This window comes from Pantoea sp. X-Soil-TKNS-1211, assembly GCF_059730495.1.
In genome coordinates, this window is record NZ_AP035953.1 from 1,695,563 (window position 1) to 1,714,392 (window position 18,830).

At 56.5% G+C, this 18,830-nt stretch carries 20 protein-coding genes; 18 read left to right on the forward strand and 2 right to left on the reverse strand.

Going from position 1 to position 18,830, the window contains the following annotated elements:
• Positions 1-2 precede the first annotated feature (2 nt).
• From AC6I8W_RS08105 to AC6I8W_RS08185, 17 genes are all read left to right on the forward strand, one after another.
• Entirely contained in the window at positions 3-260 is a 258-nt protein-coding gene (locus AC6I8W_RS08105) for a phosphopantetheine-binding protein (protein WP_497837711.1), read from the forward strand.
• A gap of 11 nt (positions 261-271) precedes the next feature.
• Positions 272-523 (forward strand): acyl carrier protein, encoded by a 252-nt coding sequence (locus AC6I8W_RS08110; RefSeq protein ID WP_497837712.1) that lies wholly within the window; start codon positions 272-274, stop codon positions 521-523.
• Positions 524-530: 7 nt separating this feature from the next.
• The gene (locus AC6I8W_RS08115; RefSeq protein WP_497837713.1) at positions 531-1,091 is read left to right on the forward strand and encodes a COG4648 family protein; all 561 of its coding nucleotides are present in this window, start codon (positions 531-533) and stop codon (positions 1,089-1,091) included.
• Entirely contained in the window at positions 1,088-2,416 is a 1,329-nt protein-coding gene (locus AC6I8W_RS08120) for an AMP-binding protein (RefSeq protein ID WP_497837714.1), read from the forward strand. Before AC6I8W_RS08115 ends, AC6I8W_RS08120 begins: the two co-directional genes overlap by 4 nt.
• Complete coding sequence (locus tag AC6I8W_RS08125) at positions 2,403-2,750, forward strand: 3-hydroxyacyl-ACP dehydratase FabZ family protein (RefSeq protein WP_497837715.1); 348 nt, start codon at positions 2,403-2,405, stop codon at positions 2,748-2,750. The genes AC6I8W_RS08120 and AC6I8W_RS08125 overlap by 14 nt, the downstream gene beginning before the upstream one ends.
• Entirely contained in the window at positions 2,744-4,438 is a 1,695-nt protein-coding gene (locus tag AC6I8W_RS08130) for a glycosyltransferase family 2 protein (RefSeq protein WP_497837716.1), read from the forward strand. Before AC6I8W_RS08125 ends, AC6I8W_RS08130 begins: the two co-directional genes overlap by 7 nt.
• A complete protein-coding gene (locus AC6I8W_RS08135; protein ID WP_497837717.1) occupies positions 4,431-4,847 on the forward strand; it encodes an acyl-CoA thioesterase in 417 nt (138 codons plus the stop codon). The genes AC6I8W_RS08130 and AC6I8W_RS08135 overlap by 8 nt, the downstream gene beginning before the upstream one ends.
• Positions 4,844-5,455 carry an outer membrane lipoprotein carrier protein LolA gene (locus AC6I8W_RS08140; RefSeq protein WP_497837718.1) on the forward strand — a complete coding sequence of 204 codons (612 nt, stop codon included), beginning with the start codon at positions 4,844-4,846 and terminating at the stop codon, positions 5,453-5,455. The genes AC6I8W_RS08135 and AC6I8W_RS08140 overlap by 4 nt, the downstream gene beginning before the upstream one ends.
• Entirely contained in the window at positions 5,421-7,739 is a 2,319-nt protein-coding gene (locus AC6I8W_RS08145; protein WP_497837719.1) for an MMPL family transporter, read from the forward strand. The genes AC6I8W_RS08140 and AC6I8W_RS08145 overlap by 35 nt, the downstream gene beginning before the upstream one ends.
• The gene (locus AC6I8W_RS08150) at positions 7,739-8,311 is read left to right on the forward strand and encodes a DUF3261 domain-containing protein (protein WP_497837720.1); all 573 of its coding nucleotides are present in this window, start codon (positions 7,739-7,741) and stop codon (positions 8,309-8,311) included. The genes AC6I8W_RS08145 and AC6I8W_RS08150 overlap by 1 nt, the downstream gene beginning before the upstream one ends.
• Positions 8,308-9,465: a beta-ketoacyl-[acyl-carrier-protein] synthase family protein gene (locus tag AC6I8W_RS08155; protein WP_497837721.1), complete on the forward strand. Its 1,158-nt coding sequence runs from the start codon at positions 8,308-8,310 to the stop codon at positions 9,463-9,465. The genes AC6I8W_RS08150 and AC6I8W_RS08155 overlap by 4 nt, the downstream gene beginning before the upstream one ends.
• A complete protein-coding gene (locus AC6I8W_RS08160; protein ID WP_497837722.1) occupies positions 9,458-9,931 on the forward strand; it encodes a hotdog family protein in 474 nt (157 codons plus the stop codon). Before AC6I8W_RS08155 ends, AC6I8W_RS08160 begins: the two co-directional genes overlap by 8 nt.
• Complete coding sequence (locus tag AC6I8W_RS08165; protein WP_497837723.1) at positions 9,928-10,659, forward strand: 3-ketoacyl-ACP reductase FabG2; 732 nt, start codon at positions 9,928-9,930, stop codon at positions 10,657-10,659. The genes AC6I8W_RS08160 and AC6I8W_RS08165 overlap by 4 nt, the downstream gene beginning before the upstream one ends.
• Positions 10,659-11,891: a beta-ketoacyl-ACP synthase gene (locus tag AC6I8W_RS08170; protein ID WP_497837724.1), complete on the forward strand. Its 1,233-nt coding sequence runs from the start codon at positions 10,659-10,661 to the stop codon at positions 11,889-11,891. The genes AC6I8W_RS08165 and AC6I8W_RS08170 overlap by 1 nt, the downstream gene beginning before the upstream one ends.
• 223 nt (positions 11,892-12,114) lie before the next feature.
• A complete protein-coding gene (locus AC6I8W_RS08175) occupies positions 12,115-14,313 on the forward strand; it encodes a TonB-dependent receptor (protein WP_497837725.1) in 2,199 nt (732 codons plus the stop codon).
• A 104-nt stretch (positions 14,314-14,417) separates the two neighbouring features.
• Positions 14,418-14,561: a hypothetical protein gene (locus AC6I8W_RS08180; RefSeq protein WP_013508612.1), complete on the forward strand. Its 144-nt coding sequence runs from the start codon at positions 14,418-14,420 to the stop codon at positions 14,559-14,561.
• Positions 14,562-14,603: 42 nt separating this feature from the next.
• The gene (locus AC6I8W_RS08185; protein ID WP_013508613.1) at positions 14,604-14,777 is read left to right on the forward strand and encodes a hypothetical protein; all 174 of its coding nucleotides are present in this window, start codon (positions 14,604-14,606) and stop codon (positions 14,775-14,777) included.
• Here AC6I8W_RS08185 and AC6I8W_RS08190 read toward each other — a convergent pair.
• On the reverse strand, positions 14,774-15,934 hold the full coding sequence (locus AC6I8W_RS08190; RefSeq protein WP_497837726.1) for a beta-glucosidase: 1,161 nt from the start codon (positions 15,932-15,934) through the stop codon (positions 14,774-14,776). The two genes, AC6I8W_RS08185 and AC6I8W_RS08190, sit on opposite strands and share 4 nt — an antisense overlap.
• Before the next feature lie 154 nt (positions 15,935-16,088).
• On the opposite strand from AC6I8W_RS08190, the gene AC6I8W_RS08195 reads away from it, so the two are divergent.
• Complete coding sequence (locus AC6I8W_RS08195) at positions 16,089-17,546, forward strand: phospholipase D-like domain-containing protein (RefSeq protein ID WP_497837727.1); 1,458 nt, start codon at positions 16,089-16,091, stop codon at positions 17,544-17,546.
• Between the two features lie 31 nt (positions 17,547-17,577).
• Here the strand turns inward: AC6I8W_RS08195 and mdoC are convergent, their stop codons facing one another.
• Entirely contained in the window at positions 17,578-18,702 is a 1,125-nt protein-coding gene (gene mdoC, locus AC6I8W_RS08200) for a glucans biosynthesis protein MdoC (RefSeq protein WP_497837728.1), read from the reverse strand.
• Positions 18,703-18,830: the final 128 nt, after the last annotated feature.

The following is an 18,830-nucleotide window of genomic DNA, read 5'->3' on the forward strand; positions in this document are numbered from 1 at the left end:
TTATGCAAGCACTGATTAACGAAATCAAACACATGATTATCGATACGTTGAATCTGGAAGATCTCAGCGTCGACGATATCGACACCGATGCACCGTTGTTTGGTGAAGGACTGGGGCTGGACTCTATCGATGCGCTGGAACTGGGGCTGGCGGTGAAGAATCGCTTTGGTGTCCAGCTCACTGCCGAGAGTGAAACGCTGCGCGCCCACTTTTTTTCCGTAGCCACCCTGGCTGCGTTTATTGAACAACAGCAAGCCTGAGAGCAGTACAAATGACTAATAAAGAAGAGATTTACCAGGAAGTTAGCGCCTTACTGACCTCGTTGTTTGAAATCAATGCCGCAGACATTCGCCCGGAGGCGCGTCTGTATGAAGACCTGGAGTTAGACAGCATCGACGCCGTCGATATGGTGGTGCATCTGCAAAAGCGTACTGGCCGTAAGATCAAACCGGAAGCCTTCCGTGCGGTACGTACCGTGCAGGATGTGGTGGATGCGCTTGACCAGTTGATGCACGAAGCCTGAGTCAGCGATGCGAGCGGTACTGCGTTGGTTGAATGGCGTCGCGTTGCTCGCGTGGCCCATGCTGGTGTGGCTGGCATTGGCACATCCGCAATGGCGCGTGCTGTTGCTACTACTGGCGCTGCTGTTTGCACTGCGTGGCTGGAGCCTGCGCCACGCATCAGGGGTCATGGCGCGCAGTGGATTATTGCTGGCGCTGATGGGCAGTCTGCTGTGTCTCGCCAGCCTGACATTGCGTGCGCAGCACCTGTTGTTGTGGTATCCGCTGGTGGTCAACCTATTGATGTTGCTGCTGTTTGGCAGCTCTTTATGGCGCGGTATGCCGCTGGTGGAGCGCATCGCGCGTTGGCGGGAGCCACAACTGCCGCCGCGTGCGGTGCGCTATACCCGACGCGTCACCGAGGTGTGGTGCGGTTTTTTTGTGTTGAATGGCAGCGTGGCGTTAATCACCTGTCTGCTGGCCGATCTCAGGCTCTGGACGCTGTGGAATGGCTGCATCAGCTATCTGCTGATGGGGATGCTGATGGGCGGTGAATGGTTGCTGCGTCAGCGCATCAGGAGGCAGGTATGAACGTTCAGGCCATTAATAGCTGGCTCAGCGCGGAAGATCGCGTGGTGGCCTGGCAGGGGCAGCAGCAATACCGCTTACACACCATGCGCCAACAGGTGATCGCGTTGTGCGCACGGCTCCAGGCGCTGCCGGGGCAACATTGGGCGTTGTGTTTTGATAACAGCTACTCCTTTACCGTCGCGCTGTTGGCAGTGTGGCATCTGGGCAGAACGCCGGTGATCCCGGGTCATTGCCGCGCGGCGCTCCTGGAGGAGAAGGCTGCCAGCCTGGACGGGGTGATCAGCGATATGCCGCTGGTGACGACGCTACCGCTGCTGCAATGGGATGGCGACCAGGCGGAAGGATCGCTGCTGACTATCGCTCCTGATGCTGCGGTGGTGCTGTTTACCTCCGGCTCGACGGGCACCCCGCGCCGCGTGGTGAAATCGGTAAGGGCACTGGAGCTGGAAGCGCAATGGCTGGCAATGCGCTGGGGTGAAGGCCTGCGAGATTGCCATGTGATCGCCTCTGTCAGTCATCAGCATCTGTACGGTCTGAGCTTTCGCGTAGTGCTGCCGATGGCGCTGGGTATGCCTTTTGCGGCCCAGCAGCTGCTATATAGCGAGCAACTGGCTCACCAAACGGCAAGGCGGCGTTATGCGTTTATCAGCAGCCCGGCTTTTTTGCGCCGTTTGGATCCAACGCTCAACCTGCCGCGTTGTGAGGTAATGATTTCCGCCGGTGGAGTATTGCCCTGGGATGACGTGCAGCAGGCTCAGCAGGTGTTGGGCTGCACAGTGGATGAGATCTACGGTAGTACCGAAACCGGCGTCATCGCCTGGCGCCATCTCACCGCACAGCAGACACCGTGGCAATGCTTCCCGTCGGTACAACTTTGCCAGCAGGATGACGCACGCTGGCGCGTTTTTTCACCTCTGCTGGAAACCGAGGCGGGCTGGTTGCTGGATGATCGCATTATGCCGCAGACGGAGGGGCGCTTTCAGCTGGCGGGTCGCCTGGATCGGATTGTGAAGATCGAAGATAAACGCGTTTCCCTGAGCGAGATCGAACGCCGTGTGCGGGCGTTACCGGGCGTGGATGATGCTGTGGCGCTGGTGATTCAGCGTCATGGGCGTCAGACGATTGGCGTGGTGTTGGCGATGACGCACCCCCCCAGTGCCTCAACGCTGGCGCAGCGTAAACAACAATGGAAACAGGCGCTGCAACCCTGGCTCGAATCGGTGGCGATGCCGCGTTACTGGCGTGTGGTGCAGACCATCCCGATGACTGCGCAAAGTAAGCGCGCCTGGCCGCAAATTGAGGAGCTATTCCATGTTGCCGATTGAACTTGATGCTCAGCAACAGGAGACGCAGCTGACCCTGCGCCTGCATGTGGCTGAAGACCTGATGTGGTTTCGCGGGCATTTTCCGACGCTGCCCATTTTACCCGGAGTCGCACAACTTGACTGGGTTTTGTATTACGCACTGACACGTCTGACACCGGGTAAAGCTTTCGCGGGCATTGATAACATCAAATTCCAACAGGCGGTGCCGCCGAATACCGTACTTGAACTCCAGCTAAACTGGCAGGCGGAGAAATCCCTGCTCAGCTTTCAATATCGGTTACTGTCCGACAGCGCCCAGCCGGTCGCCAGCAGTGGGAAGATTCGTCTGTGCTGAACCGGTCATTTTCTCCCTGCGTGCTGATCCCTTGCTATAACCACGGTGCGATGCTGGCGTCGGTGCTACAACGGCTCGCACCGTTCAATTTACCGATCATCATTGTTGACGATGGCAGCGATGCCGCCACCCGACAGCAGATTGACGCCCTCAGCGCGCCGGATCTGCAGGTGCATCGACTCCCCGAAAATCAGGGCAAGGGCGCGGCGGTTATCGCCGGGATGCGCATCGCCGCTGCCGCAGGCTACAGCCATGCGTTGCAATTGGATGCTGACGGTCAGCATCAGGTGGAAGATGTACCACAGATGCTGGAGGAGGCGCGGCGCTATCCACACAGCCTGATTTCCGGTCAGCCGGTATACGACGCGTCAATCCCAAAATCACGCTTATATGGCCGCTATATCACCCATTTTTGGGTATGGATTGAAACGCTGTCGTTATCGCTTAAAGACAGCATGTGCGGTTTCCGCGTCTATCCATTGGCACCCACGTTGGCGCTCTGTCAGCGGCAGCCACTCGGACAGCGCATGGATTTCGACACCGAAATCATGGTGCGTCTCTACTGGCAGGGTACGCTGAGTCGCTTTCTGGCGACACGTGTGACCTATCCTGCCAGTGGCGTTTCCCACTTCGATGCACTGCGCGACAATCTGCGCATCTCCTGGATGCACACCCGGTTGTTCTGCGGCATGTTACTGCGTATCCCACAATTGCTGCGACAGCGTGGCGCTGAGCGTCACTGGGCGGCAACGCCGGAGCGGCGTGGGCAATGGGGGCTGCGCTTTATGTTGTGGCTGTACCAGCGTGCCGGGCGGCGACCCTTTGTCTTGCTGCTGTGGCCGGTGGTCGCGGTGTACTGGCTCAGTGGACGCCGTGCACGCGCGGCGTCACAGCAGTGGCTGGAACGTATTCAGCGCTACGCACAACAATGCCATCATCCATTGCCGCTGCCGATCGGCAGCTACCGGCATTTTCTGCGTTTCGGTTACAGCATGCTGGATAAAGTGGCGAGCTGGCGCGGTGATTTGCAATGGGGACGGGACATCGATTTTGCGCCAGGCGCGGAAGGCGTGATCCGCGCGGCGGAGGGCAGAGGTCATCTGATCCTTGTCTCACATCTCGGCGATATTGAAGCCTGTCGTGCGCTGGCAAAGCAGGTAAGCGGTCTGGTGATCAATGCGCTGGTGTTTACGGCAAATGCCCAGCGCTTTCGCGAGGTGCTGGAAAGCATTGCGCCGCAGGCTGGCGTCAATCTGCTGCCGGTCACCAATATGGGTCCGGACACGGCGATCCTGCTGCAACAAAAACTTGAAGCAGGGGAATGGGTAGCGATTGTTGGCGATCGAACCGCAGTGCAGCCGCAGCGTGGCGGCGAGCGGCGCGTGATCTGGAGTGAATTTCTCGGCCAGGCTGCACCTTTTCCCCAAGGGCCATTTTTGCTGACGGCGGCATTAGCTTGTCCGGTGTTGTTGATGTTTGCTTTGCGCCAACACGGCCGCTTGCGCCTGCATTGTGAAAACTTTGCTTCACCGCTGGTGCTGCCGCGTGCCACGCGTCAGCAGGCGTTACAACAGGCGGTGGATCGCTATGCCCAGCGGTTGCAACATCACGCGCTGCTGGCACCGCTGGACTGGTTTAATTTTTACGATTTCTGGACCTTACCCACCGAGGAGAACAACGATGAGTGAGCAGAACCACCGTGCCGAGGTGGAGAGGGTGGTGTCGTTTAATGACTGCGATCCCATGGGGGTGGTGTGGCATGGTCACTATTTCCGCTTCTTCGAGGCGGCGCGTGAGGCACTGCTGCGCAACGTGAACTACAGCTACCATGAGATGGCCGCCAGCGGATACATCTGGCCGGTGGTGGATACGCGCGTGAAATATCGTCTGCCGATCCGCTGCGAAGAACGTATCCGGGTGAGTGCGACCATTGTGGAATATGAAAACCGTTTGCGAATTAATTACAACATACACAATGCCGACGGACAACTGACCACCAAAGCGCACACCATTCAGGTCGCGGTGGATCAGGCTACTCAGGAGATGTGTTTTATCTCGCCCGCCATTTTGTTTGAACGTCTGGGAGTGTCACTGTGAAACGATTTTTGCTGACCTTGCTGCTGTTGTGGGGCGTGGCCGCTCATGCCGTGACCCTCGAACAGTTGCAGCAACGCTTTGCCAGCCAGCCGGTGATCCGCGCAAATTTCGTGCAGGTGCGCACCATAACCGGGATGACACAACCGCTGGTGTCGCGCGGGCAATTGCTGATCGCGCAGCAACAGGGACTGTGGTGGCAACAGAATACTCCGTTTCCCATGACGCTGATCCTCGATGATCAGCGCATGGTACAACGTCTCAACGGCCAGCCACCGCAGGTGATCACCGCTGACAGCAATCCGCAAATGTTCCAGTTTAATCATTTACTGCGCGCGCTGTTTCAGGCGAATGAGAAGGTGCTACGGGAAAATTTCACCCTCGATTTTAAGGATCAAGGCAACGGTAACTGGCAACTGGGGCTGATTCCGCAAGCGGCACCGTTGAACAAAATTTTTACCCGTATCGATTTACAGGGGGCTGCGTTTCTTAACCACATCCAACTGGATGATCGGCAGGGTGATAAAACCGAGATTACCCTGAGCGATACCCGAACCGAACCCGGCCATCTGACCGATGATGAGCGTGCATATTTTGCCCCGGCACCGTGAAAAAACGCTGGCGCTACTGTGGCTGGCGCTCTGTCTGGCGTTAGCTATCGCTCTGGCGTTCCTGTTGCCACGCAGCCAGCTCAATAGCAGCGTTCTGGCGTTGCTGCCGCAGCAAAATCTTGGCGAGGCACCGGCGGAAATCCAGCAGGCATTTATGCAGCGTCTGGATCGGCAGTTGGTGTGGTTGGTGAGCACCAACACTTCTGATGGCGCTGCCGCAGCGGCCTGGTGGCAAGCGCATCTTCAGAGGCTGCCGATGTTGAAACAGGTCAGCGGCGAGATGGACGAGCAACAAATGCAGCACTGGGGAAGTTTCGCCTGGCAGCACCGTAATGGTTTGATTGACAACAACACGCGTACCCGCCTGCAAAACGGCGGAGTGGGGCAGGCAAACTGGATTTTGGCGCAATTGTTTTCCGCCTTTGCCGGTGTCAGCAGTCAGGAACTACAACATGATCCGCTCTTGCTGGTGCGTGGGGCGCAGCTGGCCTTACAGCAAAACGCCAGCAAAATGGTGCTGCATAATGGCTGGTTGACGGTGAACGATGTACAGCAGCGGCGGTGGTATTTCCTGCATGGCGAGCTGGCCAGCAATGCCTTCAGCATCCGTCAAAGTCATCAGTTGGTGACGGCGATCAATCAGCTGGAGCACCAACTGAAAACCCGCTGGCCAGACGCGCAGATCTTAACCCGTGGCACGGTGTTATTTAGCGATGATGCCAGCCAGCGCGCGCAGCATGATGTGGAAACGCTCGGTAGCGCTACGCTCGCGGGCTTGTTGCTGTTGATTGGGCTGGTGTTCCGCTCGCTGCGCCCGCTGGCGTTGTGCGCCCTGTCGGTAGCGATTGGCGCGCTGGCCGGAACGGTAGCGACCTTGCTGTGCTTTGGCGAGTTGCATCTTACCACGCTGGTGATGAGTCTTAGCATTGTCGGCATTTCGGCGGATTACACCCTGTACTACCTGACCGAGCGCATGGTACACGGCGATGAGGCGTCACCCTGGCAAAGTTTGCATAAAGTGCGCGCCACTTTGTTACTGGCGCTTGCCACCACCGCGATTGCCTGGTTGCTGATGCTACTGGCACCGTTTCCCGGCCTGCGCCAGTTGGCGGTATTTGCCGCCAGTGGCCTGAGTGCCTCCTGCCTGACGGTGATCTGCTTTTACCCGTGGCTGGTACGGGGCCTGCCGGTACGCCCGATCCCAGGCATGGTGTGGTTGGTACGCTGGCTGGCTGCCTGGCGACGTCAGCGGTGGTTGACGTGGGGGCTGCCGGTGCTGGTGGCGGTCTATGCGCTGTTGGGCATCCTGCAACTGCGGGTGGATGACGATATCGCGCATTTGCAAAGCGCACCACAGCACCTGCTGGCCCAGGATCGCCAACTGGCGCAGCTGACCGGACAGCAGGCCGATCAAACCTGGTTTGTGGTGTGGGGGAATAACCCAGAGCAAACGCTACAACGACTGAGTGCGCTGGCCCCCGCGCTGCACCAGGCGCAGCAGCAAGGGTGGTTGATGGGTTATCGCCTGTTACCGCTCAGCTCACTGGCACAGCAGCAACAGGATGTGACGCTGCTGCACCAGGCGGCACCGGCGATTGCGGCACGTCTGCAACAGGCGGGCGTCACGCTGGCGCAGGCCGATCTCCGTGCGATGACGGTGACGCCAGAAAGTTGGCTGGCAAGTCCGCTCAGTGAGGGTTGGCGCTTGTTATGGCTGTCGCTGCCGGATGGTCGTAGCAGCGTGCTGGTGCCGGTCAGTGGCGTGCGTAACAGCCCGGCGCTGCGACAACTGGCGACACAACAGTCTGGCGTCAGTTGGGCTGATCGCAAAGCCAGCTATGACCAGCTGTTTGCTTTCTGGCGTTTGCTGCTGAGTGGTTTGCTGCTGCTGGCATTGTTGTTCATTACCCTGAGTTATCTGCTGCGTCTCGGGCTGAAAACCGGGCTACGCAGTGCGTTGCCCTCCTGGTTATCGCTGGCGGCGGCGTTGGCAACGTTGGGCTGGATCGGGGCCAGCCTCAATCTCTTTGCCTTGCTGGCGCTAATCCTGGTGCTGGGGATCGGCATCAATTACACGCTGTTTTTCAGTAACCCACGCGGCACACCGCTGACTTCAATGCTGGCGGTAACGCTGGCGATGATGACCACCTTGCTGACGTTGGGGATGTTGGTGTTTAGCAGCACCAGCGCCATCAGCAGCTTTGGTACGGTGCTGTGCAGCGGCATCTTCTGCGCATTTTTGCTGGCACCGTTGGCGCTGGCAGCGAGGAAAAGGAAGCCATAATGAATAAAGGTCTGATTCTGCTGTTGCTCACATTGCTGCTGGGGGGTTGTGCGCAGCAAACGACACCAACCAACCGGCCAACGGCCTGGCTTAAACCTGGGGTACGCGTGACATTGCCTGCGCCGGGCATCTCACCGGCGTTTCAACAGCAACAGCTGTTAACCGGTCATGCCAGGGGGAAAACGCAATCGCTGTTGGTGCTGTTGGCGGCGGATGGACAACACATCAACCTTGCCGGGTTATCGTCGCTGGGCATTCGTCTGTTCAGCGTCACTTACGACGCCAGCGGTATCCACACGCAGCAGATGATGGCCCTGCCGGAAATGCCGCCCGCCAGCCAGGTACTGGCCGATATTATGCTGAGTCACTGGCCGATTAGCGCCTGGCAGCCACAATTACCTCAAGGCTGGCAATTGCAGGATATTGGCGATCGCCGTGAGCTGCGCGATCCATCCGGCGCGGTGGTGACGTTAATCCGTTATATGCAACGTGGCACGCAACGTGATCCGATCAACATTGAACAGCGTGCTTTTGGCTACCAGATTCAGATTCAACACCTGGACGCATCATGATCTACATCTCGGCTTACGGCATGGTTAACGCGCTCGGCACCAGTCTGGCGCAGATTGCCACCCAACTGCAACAAGGCATAGCACCGGGTATGCAGCCGCGTGACGGCTGGCTGCTGGCGGGCAAACACTGCTGGGTGGGAGAGGTCGAGGGAGAATTGCCGCCGATTCCCGGCGCACTGGCGGCGCACAACACCCGCAATAATCAATTGTTGCTGGCCGTACTGGCGCAGATTCGTCCGGCGGTGGAGAGGGCTGTGGCGCAATATGGCCGCGATCGCGTAGCGGTGATCCTTGGCACCAGCACCTCGGGAGTGGATGAGGGTGACCGTCAGGTCAGCGCAGGATTAACCGGTTATGACTACCGGATGCAGGAGTTGGGCGATCCCTCACGCTTTCTGGCGCATTACCTGCAACTGGATGGCCCGGCTTATACAATATCGACAGCCTGTTCCTCCAGTGCGCGCGCCATTATCAGCGGCGAGCGTCTGATTGCCGCCGGGTTGGTGGATGTGGCGTTAGTGGGCGGGGCGGATTCGCTCAGCCGAATGCCGATTAACGGCTTTGCCAGCCTGGAGTCGTTATCTGAGCGGCATTGTGCGCCATTTAGCCGCGATCGTGACGGGATCTCAATTGGTGAAGCGGCGGCGTTGTTGCTGTTGACGCGCGAGCCTCACCCGCTGGCGTTGTTGGGCGCAGGGGAGTCGTCGGATGCCTGGCATATGTCAGCACCGCACCCGGAAGGTGAGGGGGCAGAACGGGCGATGACGATGGCGTTGCAGCAGGCGAGTTTGTCGCCAGAGCAGGTCGGTTATATCAATTTGCACGGCACCGCGACGCCGCTTAACGATCAGGTGGAAGCGGCCGTGGTACAGCGTCTGTTTGGTAATCGCGTGCCCTGTAGCTCCACCAAGCATCTCACCGGGCATACGCTGGGCGCGGCAGGTGCCACTGAAGCCGCGTTGTCGTTGTTGTTACTGGAGCAACATTTACCGCTGCCCCCGCAGGATTTTTCCGGCGCAGAGCGCGACCCTTCCTTAGCGGATTGTGGGCTGATTACCGCGCCAGTGCCGCTGACGCGTCCGGTGATCGCGTCCAATTCTTTTGCTTTTGGTGGGAACAATACTTGCCTGATTACAGGACGCGTAGATGTCTGATTTTCTGCCGGTAAGCGAATATTTACCGCATCGTGCACCGATGCTGTTGTTGGATCGTGTTATCCAGGTCACTGCTGACAAGGTCATCTGCGAAGTGACGATTGACGGGCAGGGTGCACTGGCACCGTTTCTGACGCCACAGGGGACGCTGCCCGCCTGGTTTGGTGTGGAGATTATGGCGCAGACTGTTGGCGTTTGGTCGGGCTTTCATGCCAGGCAACAGGGTGAAACCCAGATTCGCCCCGGTATGTTGTTGGGCGGGCGGGGATATCGTCCAATTGCAGCCATTTTTCCGGCTGGAGCGCGTTTACAGGTGGAGATGCATCTGCTGATGCGTGATGAGCGGATTGGTAGTTTTGAAGGGGAAATTCGCCATCAATCTGAGTGTCTGGCGACTGGCCGCCTCAACACGTATCAACCTGATGACGATGAATTACAACGGCTATTACAAGGACATCAATCATGACACGCAGCGTTTTAGTGACCGGTGCAAGTAAAGGAATCGGGCGTGCCATTGCTCTGCGGCTGGCGCAGGATGGTTTCCATGTGACGGTGCATTATCATCGTGACGCCGCAGGTGCGCTGCACACGCTGGATCGGATCACCACAGCGGGCGGTAGCGGCCGCACTTTGCAGTTTGATGTCGGGCAGCGCGAGGCAACGCGCGCCGCACTGGAGCAAGATATCGCCCGCTTTGGTGCCTGGTATGGTGTGGTGAGCAATGCCGGTATTACCCGTGATGCGGCGTTTCCGGCGTTGAGCGATGAAGAGTGGGACAGCGTGATCCACACCAATCTCGACAGTTTCTACAACGTGATCCAGCCTTGCGTGATGCCGATGATTGGCCTGCGGCAGGGAGGGCGGATTATCACCTTATCGTCGGTGTCGGGCATCATGGGTAATCGCGGGCAAGTGAACTACAGCGCCGCCAAAGCGGGCATTATCGGTGCCACCAAGGCACTGGCGATTGAGCTGGCTAAACGCAAAATTACCGTTAATTGTATCGCTCCGGGCTTGATCGATACCGGTATGACCGAGCTGGAACCGCAGGTGATCGATGAAGCCCTGAAGTTGATCCCGATGAAACGCATGGGGCAGGCGGATGAGGTCGCCGGGCTGGCCAGTTATCTGATGTCAGATATTGCGGGTTATGTGACGCGTCAGGTGATCTCTATCAACGGGGGAATGCTGTGATGCAGCGTGTCGTTATTACCGGAATGGGGGGCGTCACGGCGTTTGGCGAGAGCTGGGCAGCGGTCGCCAAACGTCTGAAACAGGGAAAAAATGCGGTGCGCAAAATGCCGGAATGGCAGGTTTATGCTGGTCTGCATACTCTGCTTGGTGCGCCGGTGGACGACTTTGCGTTACCCGATCACTATACCCGTAAACGCATCCGTGCGATGGGACGCGTGTCGTTGCTGGCAACCCGCGCCACTGAACTGGCGCTGGAGCAGGCAGGATTGATCGATCATCCGGTGCTGACCAGCGGGGAAACCGGTATCGCCTACGGCTCCTCGACCGGCAGTACAGGCCCGGTGAGTGAATTCGCCACCATGCTGACGGAAAAACACACCAACAACATTACCGGCACGACCTATGTACAGATGATGCCGCATACAACGGCGGTCAACGCCGGATTGTTTTTTGGCTTGCGTGGCCGCGTGATCCCCACCTCCAGCGCTTGTACTTCAGGCAGCCAGGCGATTGGTTATGCCTGGGAAGCGATTCGCCACGGCTACCAGACGGTGATGGTCGCCGGTGGGGCGGAAGAACTCTGTCCTTCGGAAGCGGCGGTATTTGACACGTTGTTTGCTACCAGCCAGCGAAATGACCGGCCGGACCTGACACCCGCGCCGTTCGACCAGCAGCGTGATGGGCTGGTGATTGGCGAAGGGGCAGGCACCCTGATTCTTGAGTCACTGGAGCATGCGCAGGCGCGCGGAGCGACGATTTATGCGGAGCTGGTGGGCTTTTATACCAACTGTGATGCGGCACACATCACTCAGCCACAGCGTGAAACCATGCAAATTTGCATCGCACGCGCCTTGCAAATGGCGGGGGTGACAGCGGAGCAAATTGGCTACATCAATGCGCATGGCACTGCCACCGATCGCGGCGATATCGCCGAAAGTCAGGCCACTGCGGCGGTATTCGGCGCCAATACACCGATCTCTTCACTGAAAAGCTACTTCGGTCATACGCTGGGGGCGTGTGGTGCACTGGAGGCATGGATGAGCATTGAGATGATGCGTGAAGGCTGGTTTGTACCGACGCTGAATCTAACGCAGCCCGCAGCGGAGTGCGGCGAACTGGATTACATTATGGGCGAGGTACGTCAATTCGCGACGGATTATATTCAGTCAAATAACTTCGCTTTTGGCGGCATTAATACGTCACTGGTGTTTCGCCGCTGGCAAGGGATGTAACGCCACAATTCCCGTAGCGGCGCGATTTATCGCGCGAATTTAACTCACTGCATAAAAAGCGCCGCTACGGTTCAATGCCTGGTGAACCCACGTTGTTTGTAACCCTCCATCCGGAATTCGTTAAGAAAATGCCTGAATTTTTCTTGCATTCAGCGCAGTCCTCAGCATAATCGCAAACCGCAATAAAAATGATTATCAATTAAGTTTGTATTAGGGGATATCCATGCGCAATACGCCTTTCAATCCCGGACTGAAACCGACGCTGCTGGCTGTAATGGTCAGCGCCGGTTGTTTGCCAGTGATGGCTGCTACCACCAACACCACCGCAGATGCGGCAAAAAAAGAACAGCAAACGCTGACAGTGACAGCGACACCGCAGACTGATTTCAAACCTGGCGGTAACGATTTAGTGCCAGCCTATCTGGATGGTCAGGTGGCGCACGGCGGCCGCCTGGGCATGTTGGGCGAACAGAATGCCATGGATGTGCCATTCAACGTGATTGGCTTTACCTCCAAAGCTATCCAGGATCAGCAGGCAAAAACCATTGCCGATGTGATCCGCAATGATGCCACCGTGCAGAACGTGAAAGGCTACGGCAACTTCGCGGAAAGCTATCGTATTCGTGGTTTCCGCCTTGATGGTGATGCCATGACTTACGGTGGCCTCGCAGGTATTGTGCCGCGTCAGGTGATGGATGCCTCACTGATTGACCGGGTGGAAATTTTCAAAGGGGCTAACGCGCTGCTGAACGGATCTGCCGAGACGGGTGTCGGTGGCATGATCAACCTGGAACCAAAACATGCTGAAGACACACCACTGACGCGTGTGGGTGTGGATTACACCTCAGATTCGCAATTAGGCACCACCGCAGATATTGGCCGTCGTTTTGGTGATAATAACCAGTTCGGCGTGCGCCTGAATGCTGTCCACCGTGAAGGCGAGACGGGTGTGGACGGTGAAAAGAAACGCACCACCGCGGCTTCTCTGGGTCTTGATTACCGTGGCGATCGTCTGCGCACCTCGCTGGATGTGGGTTATCAGAAGAAAACCTTCCATGATGCCCGTAACGGTATCAATATTAGCGGCATCGACTTTATTCCAGATGTACCCTCTAATAGCACCAACTACAGCCAGAACTGGGTGTTCAGTGATATCGAGTCCGAATTTGGTCTGGCAAAAGCTGAATACGACCTTAATGATCAATGGACTGTCTATAGCGCGCTGGGTGCACAGCACACGCACGAAATCGGCAACTATGGTATCCCTAAAGTGTTGGATACCTCTGGCAATGCCACTATCGGCCGTTTCGATACTAACCGTATTCAAGACACCATGAGCGGCAGCGTAGGTATCCGAGGTGATTTCTCCACCGGTTTTGTGACGCACAAAGTGAACTTCGGTTACTCTGCGATGACCTCGAATGCGAAAAATACTTATCGCATGTCTTCGGGTAACGATGCCGATGTCAACATCTATAACCCGCATGATGTGGCGGAACCGGATACTGTCTTCGCGGGAGGCACTAAATTCGGCGATCCGCTGACCACCTATCGTTCACGTTCGCAGGGGTATCTGCTGAGTGATACGCTGGGCTTCTTTGATGATTCGCTGTTGCTGACGTTAGGCGCACGTCATCAGAAAGTGGTGGTGCGTAACTACGGTTACGATGGTGTGGAAGATACCGGAACCCGCTTTGACAGTAGCCGCTGGTTACCGGCATATGGCTTGTTGTACAAAGCGACCAGCAATATTTCTCTGTATGCCAACCATACAGAGTCACTCACGCCGGGTACTGCTGCGCCGTTCACTGCCTCTAACTACGGTAGCGTAACCGGTATCGTGCATGCCAAACAGAACGAAGTTGGGGTCAAAGCTGACTACGGGCGTATTGGTGGTACGCTGGCGCTGTTCGAAATCAAGCAACCGGTTGGTGTGCTGAACGACGGCGTCTACAAACTGAATGGCGAACAACGCAATCGAGGTGTGGAACTGAACGTATTTGGAGAACCGCTCCTGGGGCTGCGTCTGAACGGCAGTGCAACCTGGATCGATCCGGATATGACCAAAACCGGTGACAGCAACGAAAATGGTAAAAACGCGATTGGCGTACCCCGTTTCACGGCGGCACTGGGCGCTGAATATGATATCAAACCGGTTGACGGCTTGACGGCAACCGCTCTGCTGAACTACACCGGTTCACAGTATGCTGACCTCGCCAATACCATGAAAATGGACGATTACACCACGCTGGATCTGGGGCTGCGCTACCGGATGAAGGTCAACCAAAACGATATGGTATGGCGTGTTGGAGTGGATAACGTCACCAACGAAAAGTATTGGGCGAACGTCGATGATAGTGGTACTTACCTGACACAAGGAGAACCACGTACCGTCAAAGTCTCACTCACCTACGACTTCTAATCCTATCAGCGGGGCGCAAATGCGCCCCGTTTTCATTTTGTTCGCTTTCCATTACACTCGATGCGGTAATCTTGCTGGTCGATCCCTTTTTTTGCTGAGTTAACATGAGTTCACCTGCACCACCTGACGATCATGACGAACCTCTGCGGCAGCCGCTGGACGATGCGCAGTTTGCCATTGTGGTACTTGCAGTGACCTCGGTTACCCTTATAATCTTTGTCCTGATGATGACGTTATGGATGAGCTAAGGCTTGCTGCAACGGGTATCGGAAGCCTGTAAGGAGATGTCGATGGAATCGCGCGATGACAAACTGATTGCTATCATTGGCCTGCTTTCTGCCTGTCTGATTGGTGTGGTGTTCCTGTTTACCATGACCTGGCTCACCGATGTGCGCCATCCTGCCGATCAATCCCTTGATGTACAAACCTGCGGTCCTAAACATCCTAATTCGCAACAATCTTAACCTTGCTGACGTTTTTGCCACTTAATTTGCTGACTGCGCAACTCCAGCGCTAAACCCTCATGCAACGTGCGATTTCCGTTGGGATCACCCAAACCAAATAACGCACCGGGTGAACGCCGATCATCGGCCCATGCCGGATACTCCACCACCGGATAAAGCGATATCCCTTCCAGCGCTACCCCTTCATCCAACGCCAGCATTGCCTCTTCACTGACCTGATGGAACCAGGATGCACGGGCATCGCCTTCGGCACCAGTCTCGGCCAGTAGCATCGGGCGCTGGTAACGTTGCCAGCATTGTAATAACAAGCGGTGTAGTGGCAGGCGCGCCGGATGATCTGGCGGCAAAGGATCGCCAGGGAAAAACCAGTGGTTGTCCGGGTAGTAATTGAGTCCCAGGATATCAAGGAAATCTTCGCTGCCGCCCAGCTCCGGGGCATCACGCCCGGCCAGCCAGTCCCAGGCTTCGAACTGTGCCTGGTGTTGCGCGTCGGCATAGGGTTTGCTGTCGGGGTTGGCGGGATCGGTAGCAACCTGCACCAACGGGTCGGTCAACACAAAACGCGCTTGCGGATAAACGTCGCGAATCGCATGCATTGCCGCCAGTGAGGCGCGCACCAACTGGCGCTTCAGTTCTTTACCGCGCTGACTGGAATAGGGATCGAGCCAGGCGACATCCGCGCCCGCCCACGACCAGAAGGAAATTTGATTAATCGGGGTGAAAAACGGTTGTTCCACGCCTTCATCACGCATCAGTTGCGCCATCGCCCCGGCGAAGCGTTCAAAATGCTGGACGAAGGAGCCACTCCAGATATCGAGATGGTCGGGATAGCCAAAATGCGCCAGCTCCCAGATGATTTGCAGATCGTGTCGCGCCGCCGCGTGGACCATCGGCAGAAACGATCGCCAGTCATATTCACCCGGCGTCGCTTCAATCAGATACCAACGCGCACCGTCGCGTGCGGTGCGTAACCCTTCCTGTGCCAGGGCGGCATAATCTTTTTCCAGCAACATGTCATGGCCGCTACTGATCACCATATCCAGCCGCCGCCCACCGGCACGACGGGAAGTGGAGCAGGGGAAGCTTCCCTGGAAAAAACTGCGAAACAGCCGGGGCTGATAGCGCGGGGACGGGGGATCAAGGGGGTGTTGCGCCATTTTTCCTCTCCTCACGGGAAACGCCGAATGCAGAACGTTCCGCTAAGTCTAGACTAAATTAAGCGCAGGCCAGCCAATGCAACCGGAAGCCTCTGATTGCGATGCGCTGTGCCGCCACCAACAATAAGAAGATTATGTGTTGCAGGGAACCTGTATGAGCGAAGCCGTACCACGCCTTTCTAAGGAAAATCAGCGAAACTGGCTTAATGAAATTGTGGATGCACGCTGTGCGCGGCATCCTGGGATGAGTGGCGTCCATCCTCTCAATGATGGGCTGGATGCGTTTGCTGCTCGTTATCTGTTGATGGGCATGGCCCGAAACACCATTGATGTGCAGTACTATATTTGGCATAACGACATGTCAGGTCGACTCCTGTTCAGCGCGTTGCTCGATGCAGCGGAGCGCGGCGTTAAGGTGCGGCTGCTGTTGGATGACAACAACACGCCCGGCCTCGATGAAACCCTCGCCGAACTGGATCGCCATCCCAATATCGCGGTGCGATTATTTAATCCTTTCTCGTTTCGCACCTTGCGTATGCTGGGCTATCTGACCGATTTCGCCCGCCTTAATCGCCGTATGCATAACAAAAGCCTGACGGTGGACGGTGCCGTCACCCTGGTGGGGGGACGAAATATTGGTGATGAATACTTCGGCACCGGTAATGAACCGCTGTTCACCGATCTGGACGTGATGGTTATCGGCCCGGTGGTGCCGGAAGTCGCGCAGGATTTTGAGCGTTACTGGCGCAGCAAAGCGGTGTTGCCGTTGCGTAGCGTGGTAGAGGTGCGCGGCGAGCATCGGGCCGTGCGAATGCCGGAGACGCGGCAAGATAGTGAGGCGGTACAGCGTTATCTGGCACGGCTGGATCACTCCCCGTTTGTGGGGCAGATGACAGACGGAACGCTAAATATGACCTGGGCAGCGACGCGTTTGTTAAGCGATGACCCGCGCAAAGGGCTGGGCAAAGCGAAGCGTTCCTCTTTGCTGCCACAGCGAATGCTGGAGGTGATTGGTACGCCACAGCAGCAGTTCGATATTATCTCGGCCTACTTTGTCCCAACGCGGGCTGGAGTGGCACAGCTACTGGCGTTGAAACGGCGCGGGGTCAAAATCGCGATTCTGACTAATTCACTGGCCGCTAATGACGTCAGCGTGGTGCACGCGGGTTATGCCCGCTGGCGCAAAAAATTGCTCCGTCACGGCATCGCGTTATACGAACTGAAACCACAGGCCAATGCCAGCGACGCGCCCCACGATCGCGGGCTAACCGGGAATTCTGGTTCCAGTCTGCATGCCAAAACCTTTACCGTGGATAATCGCAAAGTGTTTATTGGATCGTTTAATTTCGATCCTCGTTCAGCGGTGCTTAACACCGAAATGGGGCTGGTGATTGAGAGCGACACCCTGGCGCAGCGTACCCATCAACGCTTTATTCAGGGGATGCGAGACCGCGCCTGGACGTTGCGGCTTGATGGTTGGGGCCGGGTGAATTGGGTGGAATATCCGGGTGAGGCCGGTGAGATGGTGCATATTCACGAGCCGCAATGTACCTGGTTTCAGCGCCTGATGGTGCGCCTGGTGTGGCATTTGCCGGTCGAATGGTTGTTGTGAAAGCAGCGGGCCAGCTTAGCTGGCCCGTGGTTTATGCACGCTGTGGTTTCCCGGAGAACAGAAAGCGCAGCAGTGGAATACGCAAATGAATTTCATACAGGGTGAATGACACCCCAAACACCATCAGCAGTCCGACGAAAAAGCCCAACGTATCATTGCTGATCAGCGGGGTGATAAAAATGCCGTACAGCAGGGTAAGTGGATGGTGCACCAGGTAAATAAACAGCGAGGCATTGACCAGATACATCACGCGGGGTGAGTGGCTGTTCAGCAGTTTATGCCCGAAGCAAAAACAGACGTTCAGCATGCACAGGCCCATCAGGGTTGAAATCACGTTGTCGATCTCATACAACCAGCCTTCACCGCTGCTGAAGCGCTGGTTCAGGCTGTATGCCACAAACACCGCAATCGCGCCAAAACACATCAGCGGATTAAAACGCACAAATAACGCCTTAAGCGCCTGGTGTTTCCAGCTCAGGGCGCCCAACATAAAGAAGGGGAGGAAAAACAGGCTTTGCATCACGGCGGTGCTGAACAGACCATCCATCAACCACGCGGGCTGGTAATAAAAAATGATGCGGCGGAAAACACACCACGTCAGCGACCACGCCAACAGTGCCAGGGTCAGTTTGCCCCAGCCAACCTGCGCATAATCAATCTGTCGGTGCTGGGTGCGCAGCCAACGAAAGGCGATCATGCCCAGCGAGGTGAGGATCACCAGCACCACCAGGAACCACAGATGGGAGATAAGGTCCCACACCACGGCGTTGTACTTTTGATACAGGGAGAAACTGTCCCAATCTCCGACTTTATCTGTGAGATTTTTCAGCAGAAAAAACTGCGGCAGAGTGATCAGCGGTACGGCGGTCAGCAGCGGGATACCCACACGCTCCAGACGTACTTTCAACCAGCGTTGCGGCTTATAGCGCAGGTACAACATGTAGGAAAAATAGCCGGAAATGACGAAAAAAACCTGCATGCGGAAAGCATGAATAAAGTCATTGAATACCGTCAGCCACATCGAGGCATCCTGGCTATTTACTGCCCACTTTTGTGTCGAGTAAATCAAGGAAACGTGAAAGGGCACGCCCAATAACATTAAATAAGCTCGAATCGAATCGAGAAAATATTCGCGTTCGGATTTTGCTGCAGTCATAAGCATCCAATTGTCTGAGTCCTGGCCGGTTTCGCCCTGAAACCGGATTATGCCGGAGTAAAATTCTACCGGCTGTAAACGAGGTATACTATAGGCTGATTCTGTATCGTCTAATTATCCTAAAAGCG